Origin of the sequence: Curtobacterium sp. 320, from assembly GCF_031455235.1 — a bacterium.
Lineage (GTDB): Bacteria > Actinomycetota > Actinomycetes > Actinomycetales > Microbacteriaceae > Curtobacterium.
The window spans coordinates 123,727-142,988 of sequence record NZ_JAVDSI010000004.1 but is presented as its reverse complement, the minus strand read 5'-3'; the positions used below and the strand labels follow the sequence as shown (position 1 = coordinate 142,988).

The following is a 19,262-nucleotide window of genomic DNA, read 5'->3' as shown; positions in this document are numbered from 1 at the left end:
ACGCGTCCCGCCCGCACCGTGCCTCCCGTCGGTCACAGTTTCCACAGGACCGGGCCCTCGGTTCCTGCCGCACGCACCTCCCGCGCTACAGTGAGCGGGGCCGACGGCACGTCGGCACCGCGCCCAGCCAGCACCGAAAGGCGACAGCACCTCCATGCCCCTCCTGAGCATCCCGAGCCCGAGCACCGCGTGGCAGTACTTCGACCTGACCGCCTGGCTGCGCGACGCGTTCGGTTGGTCGCTGCCGCTCGACTTCCGCATCCACGCCTACGCGATCTGCATCCTGCTCGGCATCGTCGCCGCGGTCATCCTCGCGAACCGCCGGCTCAACGCGCGCGGCGTCGAGCGCTGGATCATCATCGACATCGCGATCTGGGCCGTCCCCGCCGGGATCATCGGCGGTCGCCTGTTCCACGTGTTCACCCACGTCAGCGACTACTTCGGTCCCGGGCGCGACCCGCTGTCCTTCCTCTACATCTGGGAGGGCGGCCTCGCCATCTTCGGCGCGCTCATCCTCGGTTCGGTCGGCGCCTACATCGGCTGCCGCCAGGTCGGCCTGCGGTTCACCGCGTTCATCGACGCCGTCGTGCCGGGCGTGCTGCTCGCCCAGGCGTTCGGTCGCCTCGGCAACTACTTCAACCACGAGCTCTTCGGCATGCCGACCAGCCTGCCGTGGGGCCTGCAGATCGAGTCGTCGAACGCGGCGTTCCCGAAGGGCCTGCCCGAGGGCACGCTGTTCCACCCGACGTTCCTCTACGAGATCATCTGGAACGTCGTCGGCGTCGTCGTGATCCTGCTGCTCGACAAGAAGTTCCGCCTGCAGTGGGGCAAGGTCCTGTCGCTCTACCTGATCTGGTACGGCATCGGTCGCTCGGTCCTCGAGTCCATCCGCGTCGACACGAGCGAGACGTTCTTCGGCATCCGGACGAACGTTTGGATGTCCTTCGCGGCGATCCTGCTGGGCATCATCATCTTCCTCGTCCAGTCCAAGCGGCACCTCGGCAAGGAGCCGAGTCCGTACCTGCCCGGTCGCGAGCCCCGCTCGAAGTCCGGGGTAGACTCGGACGACACCTGGTCAGAGTCCGACGACGACGCTCCGGCGGCCGTCACCGACTCCGATCCGGTCACCAGCAGCACCGCTGGCCGCGCGTAGGAAGCACCCCTCCTGCGTGACCGATCCCGATCGGTCACGAGTGTCAGCAGCACCTCCCGGACCCACCACAAGCGGGTCCGACACCTCGCACGCCGCCAGGGCAACTCACTGACGGCGGGCACGGGCACCAGTCCCGCCCATCTGGGCGGAACGCACCACCGGGCCACCGCTGTCCCTGTTCCACTTCCTCGTGAGGACGGTTCCCCATGGCGCTCCAGCCACCCCAGTCCCCGGCGGCACTCGTGCCGCCGCACCGTCGGTTCTCCGCGATCCCGGACGCCACGGGCATGTACGACCCGGCGAACGAGAAGGACGCGTGCGGCCTGGCGATGGTCGCGACGCTCCGCGGCACAGCCGGGCACGACATCGTCGACGCCGCCCTCGGTGCGCTGCGCAACCTCGAACACCGGGGCGCGGTCGGTTCGGACGCCGGGACCGGCGACGGTGCGGGCATCCTCTGCCAGGTGCCCGACGAGTTCTTCCGCGCCGAGGTGTCCTTCGACCTTCCAGCGGCGGGGGAGTACGCGGTCGGTACCGCGTACCTGCCCGTCGACGAGGACGACCGCCACGCGGTGAAGGGCGCTGTCGAGCGACTCGCGCGTGAAGAGGGCCTGCGGGTCCTCGGCTGGCGCGAGGTCCCCGTCCGACCCGAGGTCCTCGGTACCCTGGCCCGTGCGGCGATGCCCGCGTTCGAGCAGCTCTTCGTCGCCTCGATCCGGCACGACGTGCACGGCGCGTCGTGGAGCGGCGTCGCGCTCGACCGCCAGGCCTTCCGCCTCCGGAAGCGTGCCGAGCACGACACCGAGGTCTACTTCATGTCGCTGTCGAGCCGGACCATGGTCTACAAGGGCATGGTCACGACGCTCCAGCTCGAGCCGTTCTACCCGGACCTCAGCGACGAGCGCTTCGCGTCGAAGCTCGCGATCGTGCACTCCCGCTACTCCACGAACACGTTCCCCTCGTGGCCGCTCGCGCAGCCGTTCCGCACGCTCGCGCACAACGGTGAGATCAACACCGTCCGTGGCAACCGCAACTGGATGCGGGCCCGGCAGTCGCAGCTGCAGAGCGAACTGCTCGGCGACATGGCGCCCCTGCTGCCGATCGTCAGCCCGGGCGCCAGCGACTCGGCGTCCTTCGACGAGGTGCTCGAGCTCCTGACGCTCACCGGCCGGTCGCTGCCGCACGCGGTGTCGATGATGGTCCCCGAAGCGTGGGAGAACCAGGTCGGGATGGACCCCGAGCTCCGGGCGTTCTACGAGTACCACTCGATGCTCATGGAGCCGTGGGACGGCCCGGCAGCCATCACGTTCACCGACGGCACGCTCGTCGGCGCCACCCTCGACCGCAACGGCCTGCGCCCCGGTCGCTTCCTGGTGACCGACGACGGTCTGATCGTCATGGGCTCCGAGACGGGCGTCATCGACGTGCCGGCGGACAAGGTCGTGCGCAAGGGCCGGCTCCGTCCCGGCCGGATGTTCCTCGTCGACACCGAGGCCGGCCGCATCATCGAGGACGACGAGGTCAAGCGCGAGCTGGCCACGTCCGGCCCGTGGGGCGAGTGGCTCGACGGCGGCCGGATCAACCTCGGTGACCTGCCGGACCGCGAGCACATCGTGCACACGCCCGCTTCGGTGACCCGTCGGCAGCGCGCCTTCGGCTACACCGAGGAAGAGGTCCGCATCCTGCTGCGTCCGATGGCGCAGACCGGAGCGGAGCCGCTCGGGGCGATGGGCTCGGACACGCCGATCGCGGTGCTGTCCCAGCGTCCCCGGCTGCTCTTCGACTACTTCACCCAGCAGTTCGCCCAGGTGACGAACCCGCCGCTCGACTCGATCCGCGAGCAGGTCATCACCTCGATGGGCATGGGACTCGGGCCGGAGCGCAACCTCCTGAGCGCCGGCCCCGAGCACGCGAAGCAGATCACGCTCGACTTCCCCGTGATCGACAACGACGAGCTCGCCAAGATCCAGCACTTCGAGACCGAGTCCGGTCGCCACCTGACCGTGACGATCAAGGGCCTGTACCGCGTCGACGCCGGCAAGAAGGCCATGCAGAAGCGCATCGCCGCGGTCTGCGACGAGGTCGACGCGGCGATCGAGGCCGGCAAGCAGTTCATCGTGCTGTCCGACCGCGACGGCAACGCCGAACAGGCACCGGTGCCCAGCCTGCTGCTGCTCGCCGCCGTGCACCACCACCTGATCCGCACCGAGCAGCGCATGAAGGTCGGGCTCATCGTCGAGGCCGGTGACGTGCGCGAGGTCCACCACGTCGCGACCCTCATCGGCTACGGCGCCTCGGCGATCAACCCGTACCTGGCGATGGAGACCTGCGAGATCCTCGTCCGCCAGGGCATGATCAGCGGCATCACGCCGGAGCAGGCCGTCAAGAACGTGATCAAGGCGCTCGGCAAGGGCGTGCTGAAGATCATGTCGAAGATGGGCATCTCGACGGTGTCGAGCTACGCCGGCGCGCAGGCGTTCGAGGCCGTCGGGCTCAGCCAGGAGTTCGTCGACCGGTACTTCACCGGGACCTCGTCGATCCTCGGCGGCGTCGGCATCGAGGTCATCGCGAAGGAGAACGCCGAGCGGCACGCCCAGGCGTACCCGCAGGACGGCGCGGTCCTCTCGCACGAGCGCCTGCAGACCGGCGGCGAGTACCAGTGGCGTCGCGAAGGCCCGCCGCACCTCTTCAACCCGGACACCGTGTTCCGGCTGCAGCACGCGACGCGCTCCCGTCGCTACGACATCTTCCGCGAGTACTCGCAGGCGGTCGACGACCAGTCCGAGCAGCTGATGACGCTCCGCGGCCTCTTCCGCTTCGCGCAGGGTGCCCGCAAGCCGGTCCCGCTGGACGAGGTCGAGCCGATCGAGTCGATCGTCAAGCGGTTCAACACCGGTGCGATGTCCTACGGGTCCATCTCGAAGGAAGCCCACGAGACGCTCGCGATCGCGATGAACCGCCTCGGCGGCCGGTCGAACACGGGCGAGGGCGGCGAGGACGTCGACCGCCTGCTCGACCCCGAGCGTCGGAGCGCGATCAAGCAGGTCGCGTCCGGGCGGTTCGGCGTCACGAGCATGTACCTGACGCACGCGACCGACATCCAGCTGAAGATGGCGCAGGGTGCGAAGCCGGGCGAGGGCGGGCAGCTGCCTCCGACCAAGGTGTACCCGTGGGTGGCCCGCACCCGGCACGCGACCGCGGGTGTCGGCCTGATCTCGCCGCCGCCGCACCACGACATCTACTCGATCGAGGACCTCAAGCAGCTGATCTTCGACGTCAAGCGGGCGAACCCGTCCGCACGCGTCCACGTGAAGCTCGTGAGCCAGTCGGGCATCGGGGCGGTGGCCGCCGGTGTGACGAAGGCCCTCGCCGACGTCGTCCTGGTCTCCGGGCACGACGGCGGGACCGGTGCGTCGCCGCTGAACTCGCTCAAGCACGCGGGCACCCCGTGGGAGATCGGCCTCGCCGAGACGCAGCAGACGCTCATGCTCAACGGCATGCGCGACCGCGTCGTCGTGCAGGTCGACGGGCAGATGAAGACCGGCCGTGACGTCGTCGTGGCCGCGCTGCTCGGCGCCGAGGAGTACGGCTTCGCGACCGCGCCGCTCGTGGTCGAGGGCTGCATCCTCATGCGGGTGTGCCACCTCGACACGTGCCCGGTCGGCGTCGCGACCCAGAACCCCGAGCTCCGCAAGCGCTTCAGCGGCAAGCCGGAGTTCGTCGTGAACTTCTTCGAGTTCATCGCGCAAGAGGTCCGCGAGCTCCTCGCCGAGCTCGGCTTCCGGTCCCTCGAAGAGGCGATCGGCCACGCCGACGCCCTCGACGTCGACCGCGCGGTCGAGCACTGGAAGGCGTCCGGCCTCGACCTCGAGCCCGTGCTCAAGGGACCGCGGTTCGATGCCGACGAGCCCCGCCGGCACCAGCGCGACCAGGACCACGAGCTGGAGCAGCACTTCGACGTGCAGCTCATCCAGCAGACGGCCGACGTCCTCGAGCACGGGGGGACGATCGCGCTCGACCTGCCGATCCGGAACACGGAGCGCGCGGTCGGCACGATGCTCGGCCACGAGGTCACGCTCCGCCACGGCGAGAACGGCCTGCCGTCGGGGTCGATCGACGTGACGTTGCGCGGTTCCGCCGGGCAGTCGCTCGGCGCGTTCCTGCCGGCGGGCGTCACGCTCCGCCTGGTCGGGGACAGCAACGACTACGTGGGCAAGGGGCTGTCCGGCGGCGAGATCGTGGTCCGTCCCGACGCGGGCAGTGGCTTCGACCCCGCGCAGAACGTCATCGCCGGCAACGTCATCGGCTACGGCGCGACCCAGGGCAGCATGTTCATCCGCGGCATCGTGGGTGAACGCTTCCTGGTGCGCAACTCCGGTGCGACCGCCGTCGTCGAGGGCGTGGGGGACCACGCGCTCGAGTACATGACCGGTGGGCTCGCCCTGATCCTCGGCGAGACGGGTCGGAACCTCGGTGCCGGCATGTCCGGCGGGACCGCGTACGTCCGCGGCCTGCGGGAAGAGCACGTGAACACCGACTCGCTCGCGTCCGGTGAACTCCGGCTCGAGCCGCTCGACAGCGCCGACGTCGAGATCGTGAACGACCTGCTCGCGCGGCACGCTGCCGAGACCGGGTCGACCCTCGCGAGCGAACTGCTCGAGTCCGGTGACCTGAGCGACTTCGTCAAGGTGCTGCCGCGGGACTACGCGGCCGTGCTCGAGACCCGACAGCAGGCCGTCGACGAGGGCCTCGACCCGGACGGCGACGTCGTCTGGAACCGCATTCTGGAGGTGACCGGTGGCTGACCCCAAGGGATTCCTGAAGGTCCAGGAGCGCGAGCTCCCGGCCCGACGACCCGTACCCGTGCGGCTCATGGACTGGAAAGAGGTCTACGAGCAGCAGGAGTCCGGCGCGCTCAAGCGACAGGCCGGACGCTGCATGGACTGCGGCGTCCCGTTCTGCCACCAGGGGTGCCCGCTCGGCAACCTCATCCCCGAGTGGAACGACCTCACCTGGCGCGGCGAGGGCCGGCAGGCGATCGAGCGACTCCACGCGACGAACAACTTCCCGGAGTTCACGGGTCGGCTCTGCCCGGCTCCGTGCGAGGCGTCCTGCGTGCTCGGCATCAACCAGCCGCCGGTGACGATCAAGCAGGTCGAGGTCTCGATCATCGACGAGGCGTTCCAGAACGGCTGGGTCACGCCCCACCCGCCGGAGCGCCTGACCGGCAAGACCGTCGCGGTCGTCGGGTCCGGTCCCGCCGGGCTCGCCGCCGCACAGCAGCTGACCCGCGCCGGCCACACCGTCGCGGTGTACGAGCGCGACGACCGCATCGGTGGTCTGCTCCGCTACGGCATCCCGGACTTCAAGATGGAGAAGCGTCAGATCGACGCGCGGCTCGCCCAGATGCAGGCCGAGGGCACCCGCTTCCGTGCGGGCGTCGAGATCGGGCGCGACATCACCTGGGACGACCTGAAGTCCCGGTACGACGCGGTCGTCGTCGCCACCGGCGCCACGGTCCCGCGCGACCTGCCGATCCCGGGGCGCGACCTCGCCGGCGTGCACTTCGCGATGGACTACCTCGTGCAGCAGAACAAGGCGAACGCCGGCACGACCGTCGACAACCAGGTCACGGCCGAGGGCAAGCACGTCGTCGTCATCGGCGGCGGCGACACCGGTGCGGACTGCATCGGGACCGCCCACCGGCAGGGTGCGCTCAGCGTGACGAACCTCGCGATCGGCAAGCAGCCGCCGCTGGAGCGTCCGTCCGAGCAGCCGTGGCCGATGTTCCCGACCGTGTTCGAGGTCACGAGCGCCCATGAAGAGGGCGGCGAACGCTACTACCTCGCGTCCACCGTCGAGTTCCTCGCGAACGAGGCCGGCGAGGTCCGGGCGCTCCGCGTCGCCGAGACCGAGTACCTCGACGGCCGCCGGGTCCCGAAGGCCGGCAGCGAGCGCGAGATCCCCGCGGACCTCGTCCTCGTCGCCATGGGCTTCACCGGTCCCGAGACCGACACGCTGGCGCCGCAGCTCGGCCTGCCCGTGACGGTCTCCGGTGCCGTCGCCCGCCAGGCCGACTACACGACCAACGAGCCGGGCGTCTTCGTCGCGGGTGACGCCGGTCGTGGGCAGTCGCTCATCGTGTGGGCGATCGCCGAGGGCCGGGCCGCCGCCGCGAAGGTCGACGAGTACCTCGAGGGCTCGACGATCCTCCCGGCTCCGGTCAAGGCGACCGACCGGGCGATCTCGGTCTGACGATGGACGTCCACCCGATGCCCACCCAGCAGTGAGCGACAGGCCACCGGCACTCGATAGGGTGCTGGTGGCCTCGCTTCGTTCCGCGCGGCCCCACAGCGCGGAAACCCAAGCACCATCCACCACCACGAAGGAATCCATTGAGACGCGCAAAGATCGTTTCGACGCTCGGACCGGCAACGTCGGAGTACGAGACCGTCAAGGAGATCATCGAGGCAGGCGTCGACGTCGCCCGCCTCAACCTCAGCCACGGTGACTACAGCGTCCACGAGGCCAACTACGAGAACGTCCGTCGCGCCGCCGAGGAGCTCGGCAAGCCCGTCGCGATCCTCGTCGACCTGCAGGGTCCGAAGATCCGCCTCGCGAAGTTCGCCGACGGCCCGCACGACCTCGCGGTCGGCGACGTGTTCACCATCACCACCGAGGACGTCCCCGGCTCGAAGGAGATCTGCGGCACGACCTTCAAGGGCCTCCCGCAGGACGTCAAGCCCGGTGACCCGCTGCTCATCGACGACGGCCGGGTCCGCCTCCGCGTGCTCGACACCGACGGTGTGCGCGTCCGCACCGAGGTCGTCGTCGGCGGCACCGTGTCCAACAACAAGGGCATCAACCTGCCCGGCGTCGCCGTGAACGTCCCCGCCCTCAGCGAGAAGGACGAGGCGGACCTCCGCTGGGGCATCCGCCAGGGTGCCGACCTCATCGCGCTGTCGTTCGTGCGCAACGCCGCCGACGTCGAGCGTGCCCACGAGATCATGGACGAAGAGGGCAAGCGCCTCCCCGTGATCGCGAAGATCGAGAAGCCGCAGGCCGTCGACGCGCTCGAGGAGATCATCGACGCGTTCGACAGCATCATGGTCGCCCGCGGTGACCTCGGTGTGGAGCTCCCGCTCGAGGCCGTCCCGATCGTGCAGAAGCGCGCCGTCGAGCTCGCCCGCCGCATGGCGAAGCCGGTCATCGTCGCGACCCAGATGCTCGAGTCGATGATCTCGTCGCCGATCCCGACCCGCGCCGAGACCTCCGACGTCGCGAACGCCGTGCTCGACGGTGCGGACGCGGTCATGCTCTCGGGCGAGACCAGCGTCGGCGAGTACCCGGTGCAGACGGTCCGCACGATGGCCCGCATCGTCGAGTCCACCGAGGACCACGGCCTCGAGCGCATCGCGCCGCTCGGCACCAAGCCGCGCACCCTCGGCGGGGCGATCACGCTCGCCGCGGTCGAGATCGCGGAGTTCACCGAGGCCTCGTACCTCTGCGTGTTCACCGAGTCCGGCGACTCGGCCCGCCGCATGTCGCGTCTGCGCCACGGCCTGCCGATCATCGCGTTCACCCCGAACGAGGCGACGCGTCGCCGCATGGCCCTCACCTGGGGTGTGCGCTCGTTCCTCGTCGAGCGCAAGACCCACACCGATGAGCTCTTCTCGCAGGTGGACGACGTCCTCCTCGAGAACGGCCTCGCCGCCCCCGGGGACCGCGTGATCGTGACGGCCGGTTCCCCTCCCGGCATCGAGGGGTCGACGAACGACCTGCGCGTGCACCGCGTGGGCGACGCCCACGCCGAGGCCGCTCCGGCCTACGTGCGCGACTGACGTCGCGTCGCGTCCCGACAGGGCGCGGACGGGAGGCACGGTGCGGCGACGCACGCAGCCTCCGGTCCGCGCCCTGTCGCGTTCCGCCCCGCGGCCGCGTGACCACGCGGTCGCGCGAGCGGGCAGGATGGCCGGTGTGAGCCTCCAGTCCCGACCCACCGCCCAGCGCACCGACGTCCGACGCTGGCGTCGCTACCTGGCGGACGAGCGGGCGGAAGCCGCCGTCTACCGGAACCTCGCCGCCCGGCGACACGGTGAGGAACGCGAGATCCTGTCCGCCCTGGCCGAGGCCGAGGGACGGCACGAGCAGCACTGGCTCGACCTGCTCGGCGACGACGTCGGGCGGCCGCAGCGCGGGAGCCTCCGCACCCGGGTGCTCGCGTCGCTGGCGAAGCGATTCGGGTCGGTGTTCGTCCTCGCGCTCATGCAGCGCGCCGAGGACCGTTCGCCCTACGCCGACGACGCCGACGCGACCGCGAGCATGGCGGCCGACGAACGGATCCACGGCGAGGTCGTCCGCGGGCTCGCCAACCGCGGGCGGATGCGCCTGTCCGGCACCTTCCGTGCCGCGGTGTTCGGCGCGAACGACGGCCTCGTGTCGAACCTGGCGCTCATCATCGGCGTCAGCGCGTCCGGGGCCGACCGGCACTTCGTCCTCCTGAGCGGCATCGCGGGACTCCTCGCCGGCGCGCTGTCGATGGGGGCGGGGGAGTACGTCTCGGTGCGGTCGCAGCGCGAGCTCCTCACGGCATCGGCCCCGCACCCCGAAGCCGGCCGGGCCGTCGCGGACCTCGACGTCGACGCGAACGAGCTCGCCCTCGTGTACCGGGCTCGGGGCATGTCCGAGGCCGAGGCCCAGCAGCACGCCGACGACGTCCTCGGCGGAGCCGCGGTGACGGGTACGGCGCCCGTGGACGACCACGAGGCCATCGGCAACGGCATGAGCGCGGCGGTCTCGAGCTTCTGCTTCTTCGCGTCGGGGGCGATCATCCCGGTGCTCCCGTACCTGTTCGGCCTCGAGGGATGGGCGGCGATCGCGGTCGCGGCGCTCCTCGTCGGGATCGCCCTGCTCGGTACGGGCGCGGTGGTCGGCGTGCTGAGCGGTGCGTCGCCGCTGCGTCGGGCGCTCCGGCAGCTCGCGATCGGGTTCGGTGCCGCGGCGGTCACCTACGGGCTCGGGCTGCTGTTCGGGACGGGCAGCGCCTAGCCCGACGACAGCCGACGAGGCCGCGTCCGGCCCACCGGGCTAGCGACGGACGGCCGCCCGGGGCGGGAGCAGCAGCAGGGCCGCGGCGCCGACGACGATGAGCGCGATGCCCGAGAAGACCATGAACACGGTCAGCGCGAGCCCCGGCGCGACCAGCACGACCACGCCCCCGAGGATCGAGAGCACCCCGCTCACGATCGACGGGACCCGCGACGACCCCGGGTGTCCCACGAAGCCGCCGATCAACGACGCGATCCCCTCGACGATGAAGCCGACGCCGGCGAGCACCGCGTAGACGACGAGCGGGACGGCGGGGTCCAGCAGCGTCACGAGTCCGGCGACCCCGACCAGGCCACCGACGACGCCGGAGGTCCAGCGCCACACCGGCGGCGTGCCGTGGCCCCGCACCGCGGCGAACACCCGCAGTGCGCCGGCCACGACGAGGTACACGCCGAACAGCAGTGCGACGACGACGAGCGACGGCCGTGGCCAGACGATCGCGACGATGCCGAGCGCGATGGCGACGACCGCGGTGACGATGACGAACACGCGGAACGTGCGGACGGCACGAGAGTCCACGAGCACTCCTCCCTGTCAGGTCTGCTCGCTCCGACGCTACCTCGGCCGGCAGCGGTCGGTTCGTCGCGCGGAGGGCGAAGCGCCGCGAAGCGGTGCAACCGGATGCAACCTGCGCCGCCGTAGCGTTCGGGCAGGCGCGGACCCAGCGCCCCGACAGAGTCGTCGAAAGGTGTCCACCATGACCATCGCACCGTCACCATCCACCTACGCCGCACCCGGCGAGGAGGGGTCCCTCGTCTCGTACCGCCCCCGGTACGACCACTACATCGGCGGCGCGTACGTCCCGCCGGCCGGGGGACAGTACTTCGAGAACCCCACCCCCGTCACCGGCAAGGTGTTCACCGAGATCGCCCGCGGCGACTCCACCGACGTCGACCGTGCGGTCGAGGCCGCGTGGAAGGCGTTCCCGGCCTGGGGTCGGACGAGCGTCGCCGAACGCGCCGGCATCCTCAACACGATCGCGGACCGGATGGAGCAGAACCTCGAGGCCCTGGCGGTCGCGGAGACATGGGAGAACGGCAAGCCCATCCGCGAGACCATCGGCGCGGACATCCCGCTGGCGATCGACCACTTCCGCTACTTCGCCGGGGCGATCCGCGCGCAGGAGGGCTCGACGGGGGAGATCGACCACGACACCGTGGCCTACCACTTCCACGAACCGCTCGGCGTCGTCGGGCAGATCATCCCGTGGAACTTCCCCATCCTGATGGCGGTGTGGAAGCTCGCTCCGGCACTGGCGGCGGGCAACTGCGTCGTCCTGAAGCCGGCCGAGCAGACGCCGGCGTCCATCCACGTGCTCATCGACCTGATCGGGGACCTGCTCCCGGCCGGTGTCCTCAACGTCGTGAACGGCTTCGGCATCGAGGTCGGTGCACCGCTCGCGCAGCACCCGGACATCCGCAAGGTCGCCTTCACGGGGGAGACGACCACGGGCCGGCTCATCATGCAGTACGCGTCGCAGAACCTCATCCCCGTGACGCTCGAACTCGGCGGCAAGAGCCCGAACGTCTTCTTCGCCGACGTCGCCCAGCAGCAGGACGCCTTCTACGACAAGGCACTCGAGGGCTTCGCGTTCTTCAACCTCAACCAGGGCGAGGTCTGCACCTGCCCGTCGCGGGCACTCGTGGCGAGAGAGATCTACGACGGCTTCGTCGCGGACGGCCTCGACCGGGTGCGCGCCGTCAAGCAGGGGCACCCGCTCGACCTGTCGACGATGATCGGCGCGCAGGCGTCGAACGACCAGCTCGAGAAGATCCTGAGCTACATCGACATCGGGAAGCAGGAGGGCGCGAAGCTCCTCACCGGCGGCGAGCGGGCGGACCTCGGCGGGGAGCTGTCCGGCGGGTACTACGTCACGCCGACGGTGTTCGAGGGGGACAACTCGATGCGGATCTTCCAGGAGGAGATCTTCGGCCCGGTCCTCGCGCTGACGAGCTTCAGCGGCTACGACGACGCGATCTCGATCGCCAACGACACGCTGTACGGCCTCGGCGCCGGGGTGTGGAGCCGCGAGGCCACCACGCTCTACCGCGCCGGCCGTGACATCCAGGCCGGGCGCGTGTGGGAGAACACCTACCACCAGTACCCGGCCGGAGCGGCGTTCGGCGGCTACAAGCAGTCCGGCATCGGACGGGAGAACCACAAGATGATGCTGGAGCACTACCAGCAGACGAAGAACCTGCTGGTGTCCTACGCCGAGGGCCCGATGGGCTTCTTCTGATGCCCGACACCGACGACCGGCCCGCGACCCACAGCGAGCCGACTCTCCGGCCCGCCACCGCCCGCGTGGCGGTGACGCCGGCGGCGGGGGAGCTCCTGCGCTCCCTCGCCGCCCGGCACGGCCCGCTCATGTTCCACCAGTCCGGCGGGTGCTGCGACGGCTCCAGCCCGATGTGCTACCCCGTCGGCATGTTCATGACCGGCTCGGGCGACGTGCTCCTCGGCGCGCTCGAGGTCGACGGCATCGCGCCCGTCGAGGTGTACATGTCGCGGTCGCAGTTCGAGTACTGGAAGTACACCCACCTCACGATCGACGTCGTGGACGGTCGTGGCGCGGGCTTCTCCCTCGAGGTGCCGGAGGGCAAGCGGTTCCTCACCCGCTCCCGGATGCTGGACGACGCCGAGCTCGCGGATCTCGGCCTGCTCAGCGCCGGCCCTGGCCCGAGCGGGGTGCCGGACGTAGGCTGACCGCACCGCTCGCGACGACGCGACGGGGACCGGACAGGAGGGCGCATGCGCGAACCGTCCGGTCTCCGCCCGCTCGTCGCCGCGTCCTGGCGTCGCTCCGCCCGCGTCGACCCCGAGACCGTGCCGACGCCCTCGATCGGCGAGGACGAACTCGACGCCCTCCGCCGTGCCGGTCCGCTCGGCACCGCGCTGCCGGTCGTCCGACGACTGCTGCTCGACGACGTCCGGTCGGCGGGGTGCGTCGTCGCCCTCGCGGACGCATCGGGTCGGCTCGTCTGGGTGGACGGCGCACGGTCCGCCCGGCGCGCCGCGGAGGGCATGGGGTTCGTCCCCGGTGCCGACTGGGCGGAGGAACGCGCCGGGACGAGTGCTCCGGGGACCGCGCTCCGGCTCGGACGCGCCGTGCAGATCCATGCGGAGGAGCACTACGCGACGGCCGTGAAGGGGTTCTCCTGCACGGCGGTCCCGCTCCGCGACGCCGCGGGCACGGTGGTCGGCGCGCTCGACATCACGGGCGACGACCGCGCCGTCGAACGCCACACGCTGCCGCTCCTGACGGCGACGGCCGCGGCGGCCGAGGCCGAACTCGCACTGGCGGCGCTCTCGGCCCGGACCGCACGCCGTCCGGCTGCGGCCCCGTCCGCCGAGCTCACCCTGCTCGGGTCCGACACCGCGACGCTGCACGTCGGATCGCGGTCGGTCGCGTTGTCCGAGCGGCACTCGGAGATCCTCGCGGTGCTCGCCGCGAACCCGCAGGGGCTGGCCGCCGCGGACCTCGCGGTCGCCGTCTACGGCGACCCGCGCGCCGTCCAGACGCTGCGGGCCGAAGTGGTGCGGCTCCGCCGTGTCCTCGCCGACCACGCGCTCGACGCGCGCCTGACGTCCAGGCCGTACCGCCTGGAGGGGATCCGGACCGACGTCGAGACGGTCCTGACCGCGCTCGACCGCGGGGCGCGCCTCCAGGCCGTCGATCGATACACCGGACCGGTCCTGCCGGGGTCCGCGTCGCCCGGGGTCGACGACCTGCGTGACCGCGTCCGGTCCCGGTTCCGTGAGTCGCTCCTCCAGGACGGCGGGGTGGACGCGCTGCAGGCGTGGGCACGCACCGCCGACGGCGCGGCGGACGAGCAGGTGCTGCGGGCGCTGCTCGCGGCGTTGCCGCGTCGGTCGCCGCGGCGGGCGGGCGTGGTGGCGGCGATCGAGGCGATCGAGGCGATCGAGGCGATCGAGCGTCCCTGAGCGGACGGCTCCGCCGGCTCGGGAGGCACGGCACACGTCGGTCCGTCGGCCGACGACGCGCGCCTCCCGCGGCGGGTGCGGGGTGGTCAGGACCCGGTCGTCGGCTCCGGTGTCGAGGTCGCGTCCGCGTCGGGTGCGGCCGGCGGGGTCGGTGCCTCGCCGTCCTTCGGCGGGGTCGGAACCTTCCCGTCCTTCGTCGGCTTCGGTGCCGTTCCGTCCTTCGTCGGCTTCGGTGCCGTTCCGTCCTTCGGCGGGGTGGGTGCCGTGCCGTCCTTCGGGGGCTTGGGTGCCTTCCCGTCCTTCGGCGGGGTGGGCGCCTTCCCGTCGGCGAGCGGCCCGGCGATGCAGCCCGGGGCGGTGCCGGTGTCGCCCTTCCCGGCGGGCCCGGCGGCGGGTCCGTCCGTGGGCGCGCCGGTCGGTGCGCCGGAGGGTGCTCCGGTCGCCGATGCGCTCGGTGTGGCGGGGGCGGCCACTGCTGCGCTCACCCCGATCCCGCCGAGGACCAGCACGGCCGCCGCTGCGGATCCGATCCCGACCGCGCGGAGGGTCCGGCGACGCTTCGTGCCCTGTTCGTTCTCCATGGTGTTCTCCTGTTCGTCCGTCGGTCGACCGGGTCGGTCCGCCGACGAGGACGACGCTCGGGTTCGAATCTGAAGCAGGACTGAAGCATTCGTGGCGCACAGGGTTTCTCCAGGCCGTTCCATGATCCGTGCTGGCGGAGCCGACCTACGGTGTCCGCCGTGACCGCACCCGCCCGCATCCTGGTCGTCGAGGACGACGACTCCCTCCGCACCGCCGTCGTGACGACCCTCCGCGCCGAGGGGTTCTCCGTCGCCGAGGTCGCGGACGGCCGTTCCATCGCCGCCGACCTCGACCGCACCGCCCCGGACCTCGTCCTGCTCGACTGGATGCTCCCCGGGCCGAGCGGCATCCTGCTCGCCGCCCGCGTCCGGGCCCGGTCGGACGCCGCCGTCGTGATGACCACCGCGCGGGACGAGCTCGACGACCGACTGCGCGGGTTCGCCGAGGGTGCGGACGACTACGTCGTGAAGCCGTTCGCGATGGCCGAACTCGTCGCCCGGGTGACGGCGGTGCTCCGGCGCCGAGGACGGGTGCCGTCCGTGATCGAGGTGGGCGACCTCGTGCTCGACCCCGACGGCTCCACGGTCCGCCGCGCCGGCGTGCTGCTCGACCTGACCGCGACCGAGTTCCGACTCCTCCGGTTCCTCGCCGAGAGCCGCGGACGGACGGTGTCGAAGGGGCAGATCACGACCCAGGTCTGGGGCTACGAGGACATCGCACCCAACCTGGTCGAGGTGCACCTCAGTGCACTGCGGCGGAAGATGGAGGCGCACGGGCCGCGGCTCGTGCACACCGTCCGGGGCCTCGGGTACCGGCTCGCGGTGGACCGGGGTGCGGCGTGATGCGCGACGGACGCCTGCGGACGACCTCGCTGCGGCTGCGAACCGTGGTCGCGATCCTGGTGCTCCTCGCGGTCCTGCTGACGGCCCTCGTCGTCGCGGTCGAGGCCGTCCTCGGCGCCCGACTGACCGCGCAGGTCGAGGACCGCCTGCGTGACCGGGCGTCCGCCGCGGCCGCGCTCGTCGGGGTGCTCGACGCGAGCGACCTCGCCGACCGGTTGTCGGCGCAGGGGCTCTCGGTGCGGATCGTCGAACCCGACGGCGCCGCGGTCGAGGCCGGCCCCAGCCCCGAGCAGTTGCGGAAGGGGCCACCCGACCCGACGGGCCTGCCCGGACCGGCGGCCCGGTCCTCAGCGGCTCCGTCGACCACCGGCTCGTCCGACAGTGCCGGGGCGACCATCACGTCGTCGTCGGTGCACGAGGACGACGGCGTGCTGACCCTCCGCTCGGACCTCGAGGACGGCACCCGCATCACGCTGACCGCCGGCACGCGCGACGTGCAGGAGACCCTGGCGCAGCTCGGCTGGGTGATGGGCGGCGCGTCCGCCGCCTTCCTCGGCGTCGCCGTCGTGGGTGTCGTGCTCGTCGTCCGACGCTCGCTGCGCCCGCTCGACGAGATGACCGCCGCGGCCCGGTCCATCACCGCGGGCGACCGCGGACGCCGACTCCGGCCGTCCCGCACCGACACGGAGATCGGCCGGGTGGCGCTCGCCCTCGACGAGATGCTCGACGCGGTCGAGGGTGCGGAGGCGCAGGCCGTCGCCGCCGAGGAACGTGTCCGCGCGTTCCTGTCGGACGCCGCCCACGAGTTGCGGACCCCGGTCGCCGGTGTCCGGGCCGCGGCGGACACCCTCGTGCGCAACGGCCCGGACGATCCGGAGACGAACGAGCTGCTCGCGGTGCACGTCGTGCGGCAGGCCGACCGGGCGGCTCGGCTCGTCGACGACATGCTGACGATGGCGCGGCTGGACCGGGGGATCGCCCTCGACCGGCGCCGGACGGACCTCGTCGACTGGCTCGACACCGAGGCCGAGCGGCTCCGCATCCGGTTGCCCGGCGTGGAGCTGCGCGTCGAGGTCCCCGAGCACCCGGTCGACGCCGACGTGGACCCGGACCGGCTCGCCCAGGTGCTCAGCAACCTGGTCGACAACGCCGCGAGGGCCACCGGGGGCACCGGCACGGTCCGGCTCCGCCTCAACGCGGGACCGGAGGAGGCCCGACTCCGTGTCGAGGACGACGGCCCCGGGATCCCGGCAGCCGACCGCGAGCGCGTGTTCGACCGACTCGTCCGGCTCGAGGACGCTCGGGACACCCGCTCCGGCGGCGCCGGCCTCGGGCTGCCGATCGCGCGCGGGATCGCCGTCGCGCACGGCGGTTCGCTCGCGCACGGGGCCGACGGAGAACTGGGCGGCGCGGTGTTCGACGTGCGCCTGCCCGCGAGTGCGACGGTGCCGGCCGGTGCACGTCCGCGAGCGGGCGTCCTGCTAGCCTGATGCCCTACGCGAGTGTGGTGGAATGGTAGACACGGGGCACTCAAAATGCTCTGCTTCACGGCGTGCGGGTTCGAGTCCCGCCACTCGTACAACGCAGCTCACGGCGTGCGGGACAGTCCCGGTACCGCAGTCCCGCCACTCGTACAACTGCGCAACTGCGACTTCCGACGTCTAGTAGGCTTCTGGGTGTGAGTGACACAGAAGCAACTGCAACAGCACCCCGTCGCGTCGTCGTCGCCGAGGACGAGTCGCTCATCCGCCTCGACATCGTCGAGATCCTCCGCGACAACGGGTTCGACGTCGTCGGCGAAGCGGGTGACGGCGAGACCGCCGTGCAGCTCGCGACCGACCTCCGTCCCGACCTCGTCGTGATGGACGTCAAGATGCCGCAGCTCGACGGCATCTCCGCCGCCGAGAAGCTCTCGAAGAACCACATCGCCCCCGTGGTCCTCCTCACGGCGTTCAGCCAGAAGGACCTCGTCGAGCGTGCGACCGAGGCCGGCGCCCTCGCCTACGTCGTGAAGCCGTTCACGCCGAACGACCTCCTGCCCGCGATCGAGATCGCCCTCTCGCGGCACCAGCAGATCATCACGCTCGAGGCCGAGGTCGCCGACCTCGTCGAGCGCTTCGAGACCCGCAAGCTCGTCGACCGTGCCAAGGGCCTGCTCAACGAGAAGATGGGCCTCACCGAGCCCGAGGCGTTCCGCTGGATCCAGAAGGCCTCGATGGACCGCCGCCTGACCATGCACGACGTCGCCAAGGCGATCATCGAGCAGCTCAGCGCCAAGAAGTAGCGACCCGGGCGCGCACCAGGCCGACCACCTGGCAGGGTGGAGCCATGGACGACGTGGTGATCCGTGCCTCCAGGCCCGACGACATGCCGGCGGTGGCCGACCTGCGATGGCGGTGGAGCGTCGACGAAGGCGGTGCGACGCCGGGCGTGACGCCGGACGAGTACCGCGAGGCGATGTCGGCGTTCGCCGCCGCCCACCCCGACTCGCACCGCTGCGTCGTGGCTGAACGCGACGGCCGGGTGCTCGGCATGGCGTGGCTCGGGCTCGTCGCACGGCCCCCGACGCCGGACCGACCCGGACGACGGCTGACCGCGGACGTGCAGACCGTCTACGTCCACCCCGACCTGCGGGGCGCCGGCGTCGCGAAGCGCCTCGTGACCGCGTTGCTCGACGTCGCCGACGAGCTCGGTGCGGAGCGGACGTCGGTGCACTCGAGCGTCGAGGGCGAGACGCTCTACCGCCGCCTCGGGTTCGGCGACGCCCGACTGCTGCTGCAGCGCCCGCCCGAGGACTGACCCGTCATCCGCGCGCCGGGAGCTGCTGCAGCGTCCACGCGTTCCGGTCGGGGTCGGTGAAGAAGACGAACCGTCCCCACGCCATCTCGTCCACGCCGATCGCATCGACGCCGAGCCCCTGCAGGTGCGCGAGTGCCTCGTCGGCGTCCGGGACGACGACCTGGATCGACTTGAGCGAACCGGGGGCGACGTCCGGGGACATGATGCCCTCGCCGAACGCGATGGAGCAGGCGGACCCGGGCGGGGTGGCCTGCACGAAGCGGAGCTCGTCGGAGACGCGCTGGTCGTGGTCGATCGAGAAGCCGATCCGTTCGTAGAACTCGCGGGATCGGTCGACGTCGCTGACGGGGACGAGGATCAGTTCGATCCTCCAGTCGGTGGCGGGCACGGGTCACTCCTTCGTGACGCCCGCCGGGGTCAGCGGGCTTCGCGGATCATGTTGGTGATGCGCACGGTGGAGCAGCGCCGCCCCTGGTCGTCGGTGAGGACGATCTCGTGCGTGGTGAGCGTGTTACCCAGGTGCAGTGCCGTGCAGGTACCGGTGACCAGGCCGCTCGTGGCGCTCCGGGAGTGCGAGGCGTTCAGCTCGATGCCGACCGCGTACCGGCCGGGACCGGCGTGCACGTTCGCGGCCATCGACCCGAGGCTCTCGGCCAGGACGACGTAGGCGCCGCCGTGCAGGAGTCCGACGGGCTGACGGTTGCCCTCGACCGGGATGGTGCCCACCGCGCGCTCGGCCGTGAGCTCCGTGATGACCATGCCCATCTTCTCGGCGAGCTCGCCCATCCCACGGTCGGCGAGGCGCTCGTCGACGGTCCCGGTGGTGGCAGCTC

16 protein-coding genes and 1 tRNA gene are annotated in these 19,262 nt (G+C 71.5%); 13 read left to right on the top strand and 4 right to left on the bottom strand.

The genetic code is table 11. From position 1 onward, the window contains the following. Positions 1–154: 154 nt before the first annotated feature. The 5 genes from lgt to J2X60_RS07475 all read left to right on the top strand — a co-directional run bounded on the left by lgt (position 155) and on the right by J2X60_RS07475 (position 10,201). The gene (gene lgt / locus J2X60_RS07495; RefSeq protein ID WP_083294946.1) at positions 155–1,153 is read left to right on the top strand and encodes a prolipoprotein diacylglyceryl transferase; all 999 of its coding nucleotides are present in this window, start codon (positions 155–157) and stop codon (positions 1,151–1,153) included. 287 nt (positions 1,154–1,440) lie between these two features. Beyond that, positions 1,441–5,958: a glutamate synthase large subunit gene (gene gltB, locus J2X60_RS07490; protein ID WP_309887045.1), complete on the top strand. Its 4,518-nt coding sequence runs from the start codon at positions 1,441–1,443 to the stop codon at positions 5,956–5,958. Further along, positions 5,951–7,408: a glutamate synthase subunit beta gene (locus tag J2X60_RS07485; protein WP_309886970.1), complete on the top strand. Its 1,458-nt coding sequence runs from the start codon at positions 5,951–5,953 to the stop codon at positions 7,406–7,408. Before gltB ends, J2X60_RS07485 begins: the two co-directional genes overlap by 8 nt. 140 nt (positions 7,409–7,548) lie before the next feature. Further along, positions 7,549–8,994, top strand: coding sequence for a pyruvate kinase (gene pyk, locus J2X60_RS07480; RefSeq protein ID WP_070416231.1), 1,446 nt, complete (start codon positions 7,549–7,551; stop codon positions 8,992–8,994). 127 nt (positions 8,995–9,121) lie between these two features. After that, complete coding sequence (locus J2X60_RS07475) at positions 9,122–10,201, top strand: VIT1/CCC1 transporter family protein (protein WP_071296287.1); 1,080 nt, start codon at positions 9,122–9,124, stop codon at positions 10,199–10,201. 39 nt (positions 10,202–10,240) lie between these two features. Here J2X60_RS07475 and J2X60_RS07470 read toward each other — a convergent pair whose 3' ends face one another. Next, positions 10,241–10,780, bottom strand: a complete 540-nt coding sequence (locus J2X60_RS07470) for an HdeD family acid-resistance protein (protein WP_070416229.1) — start codon at positions 10,778–10,780, stop codon at positions 10,241–10,243. 178 nt (positions 10,781–10,958) lie between these two features. On the opposite strand from J2X60_RS07470, the gene J2X60_RS07465 reads away from it, so the two are divergent. The 3 genes from J2X60_RS07465 to J2X60_RS07455 are packed head-to-tail and all read left to right on the top strand — an operon-like array spanning position 10,959 to position 14,206. Continuing rightward, a complete protein-coding gene (locus tag J2X60_RS07465; protein WP_309886969.1) occupies positions 10,959–12,500 on the top strand; it encodes an aldehyde dehydrogenase family protein in 1,542 nt (513 codons plus the stop codon). Then, a complete protein-coding gene (locus J2X60_RS07460; protein ID WP_309886968.1) occupies positions 12,500–12,967 on the top strand; it encodes a DUF779 domain-containing protein in 468 nt (155 codons plus the stop codon). The genes J2X60_RS07465 and J2X60_RS07460 overlap by 1 nt, the downstream gene beginning before the upstream one ends. Before the next feature lie 45 nt (positions 12,968–13,012). Continuing rightward, entirely contained in the window at positions 13,013–14,206 is a 1,194-nt protein-coding gene (locus J2X60_RS07455) for a GAF domain-containing protein (RefSeq protein WP_309886967.1), read from the top strand. Between the two features lie 86 nt (positions 14,207–14,292). Here the strand turns inward: J2X60_RS07455 and J2X60_RS07450 are convergent, their stop codons facing one another. Continuing rightward, complete coding sequence (locus J2X60_RS07450; protein ID WP_309886966.1) at positions 14,293–14,787, bottom strand: hypothetical protein; 495 nt, start codon at positions 14,785–14,787, stop codon at positions 14,293–14,295. 159 nt (positions 14,788–14,946) lie between these two features. Here J2X60_RS07450 and J2X60_RS07445 point away from each other — a divergent pair, with 159 nt between their 5' ends. From J2X60_RS07445 to J2X60_RS07425, 5 genes are all read left to right on the top strand, one after another. Then, entirely contained in the window at positions 14,947–15,630 is a 684-nt protein-coding gene (locus J2X60_RS07445) for a response regulator transcription factor (RefSeq protein ID WP_309886965.1), read from the top strand. Continuing rightward, entirely contained in the window at positions 15,630–17,120 is a 1,491-nt protein-coding gene (locus tag J2X60_RS07440; RefSeq protein ID WP_309886964.1) for a HAMP domain-containing sensor histidine kinase, read from the top strand. The genes J2X60_RS07445 and J2X60_RS07440 overlap by 1 nt, the downstream gene beginning before the upstream one ends. Positions 17,121–17,128: 8 nt before the next feature. Beyond that, positions 17,129–17,209: transfer RNA gene (locus J2X60_RS07435), tRNA-Leu, on the top strand. A gap of 99 nt (positions 17,210–17,308) precedes the next feature. After that, a complete protein-coding gene (locus J2X60_RS07430) occupies positions 17,309–17,914 on the top strand; it encodes an ANTAR domain-containing response regulator (RefSeq protein WP_022905562.1) in 606 nt (201 codons plus the stop codon). 44 nt (positions 17,915–17,958) lie between these two features. Beyond that, complete coding sequence (locus J2X60_RS07425; protein WP_309886963.1) at positions 17,959–18,429, top strand: GNAT family N-acetyltransferase; 471 nt, start codon at positions 17,959–17,961, stop codon at positions 18,427–18,429. Between the two features lie 4 nt (positions 18,430–18,433). On the opposite strand, the gene J2X60_RS07420 is transcribed toward J2X60_RS07425, so the two are convergent. Next, the gene (locus J2X60_RS07420) at positions 18,434–18,817 is read right to left on the bottom strand and encodes a VOC family protein (protein ID WP_309886962.1); all 384 of its coding nucleotides are present in this window, start codon (positions 18,815–18,817) and stop codon (positions 18,434–18,436) included. Positions 18,818–18,846: 29 nt separating this feature from the next. Further along, on the bottom strand, positions 18,847–19,215 hold the full coding sequence (locus J2X60_RS07415; RefSeq protein WP_071296366.1) for a PaaI family thioesterase: 369 nt from the start codon (positions 19,213–19,215) through the stop codon (positions 18,847–18,849). Positions 19,216–19,262: the final 47 nt, after the last annotated feature.

Coding starts and splice junctions, on each gene's coding strand:
- J2X60_RS07465 (WP_309886969.1), top strand. CDS start 10,959: ATGACCATCGCACCGTCACCATCCACCTACGCCGCACCCGGCGAGGAG.
- J2X60_RS07460 (WP_309886968.1), top strand. CDS start 12,500: ATGCCCGACACCGACGACCGGCCCGCGACCCACAGCGAGCCGACTCTC.
- gltB (WP_309887045.1), top strand. CDS start 1,441: ATGTACGACCCGGCGAACGAGAAGGACGCGTGCGGCCTGGCGATGGTC.
- J2X60_RS07475 (WP_071296287.1), top strand. CDS start 9,122: ATGGCCGGTGTGAGCCTCCAGTCCCGACCCACCGCCCAGCGCACCGAC.
- J2X60_RS07440 (WP_309886964.1), top strand. CDS start 15,630: ATGCGCGACGGACGCCTGCGGACGACCTCGCTGCGGCTGCGAACCGTG.
- J2X60_RS07450 (WP_309886966.1), bottom strand. CDS start 14,787: ATGGAGAACGAACAGGGCACGAAGCGTCGCCGGACCCTCCGCGCGGTC.
- J2X60_RS07425 (WP_309886963.1), top strand. CDS start 17,959: ATGGACGACGTGGTGATCCGTGCCTCCAGGCCCGACGACATGCCGGCG.
- J2X60_RS07415 (WP_071296366.1), bottom strand. CDS start 19,215: ATGGGCGAGCTCGCCGAGAAGATGGGCATGGTCATCACGGAGCTCACG.
- J2X60_RS07455 (WP_309886967.1), top strand. CDS start 13,013: ATGCGCGAACCGTCCGGTCTCCGCCCGCTCGTCGCCGCGTCCTGGCGT.
- lgt (WP_083294946.1), top strand. CDS start 155: ATGCCCCTCCTGAGCATCCCGAGCCCGAGCACCGCGTGGCAGTACTTC.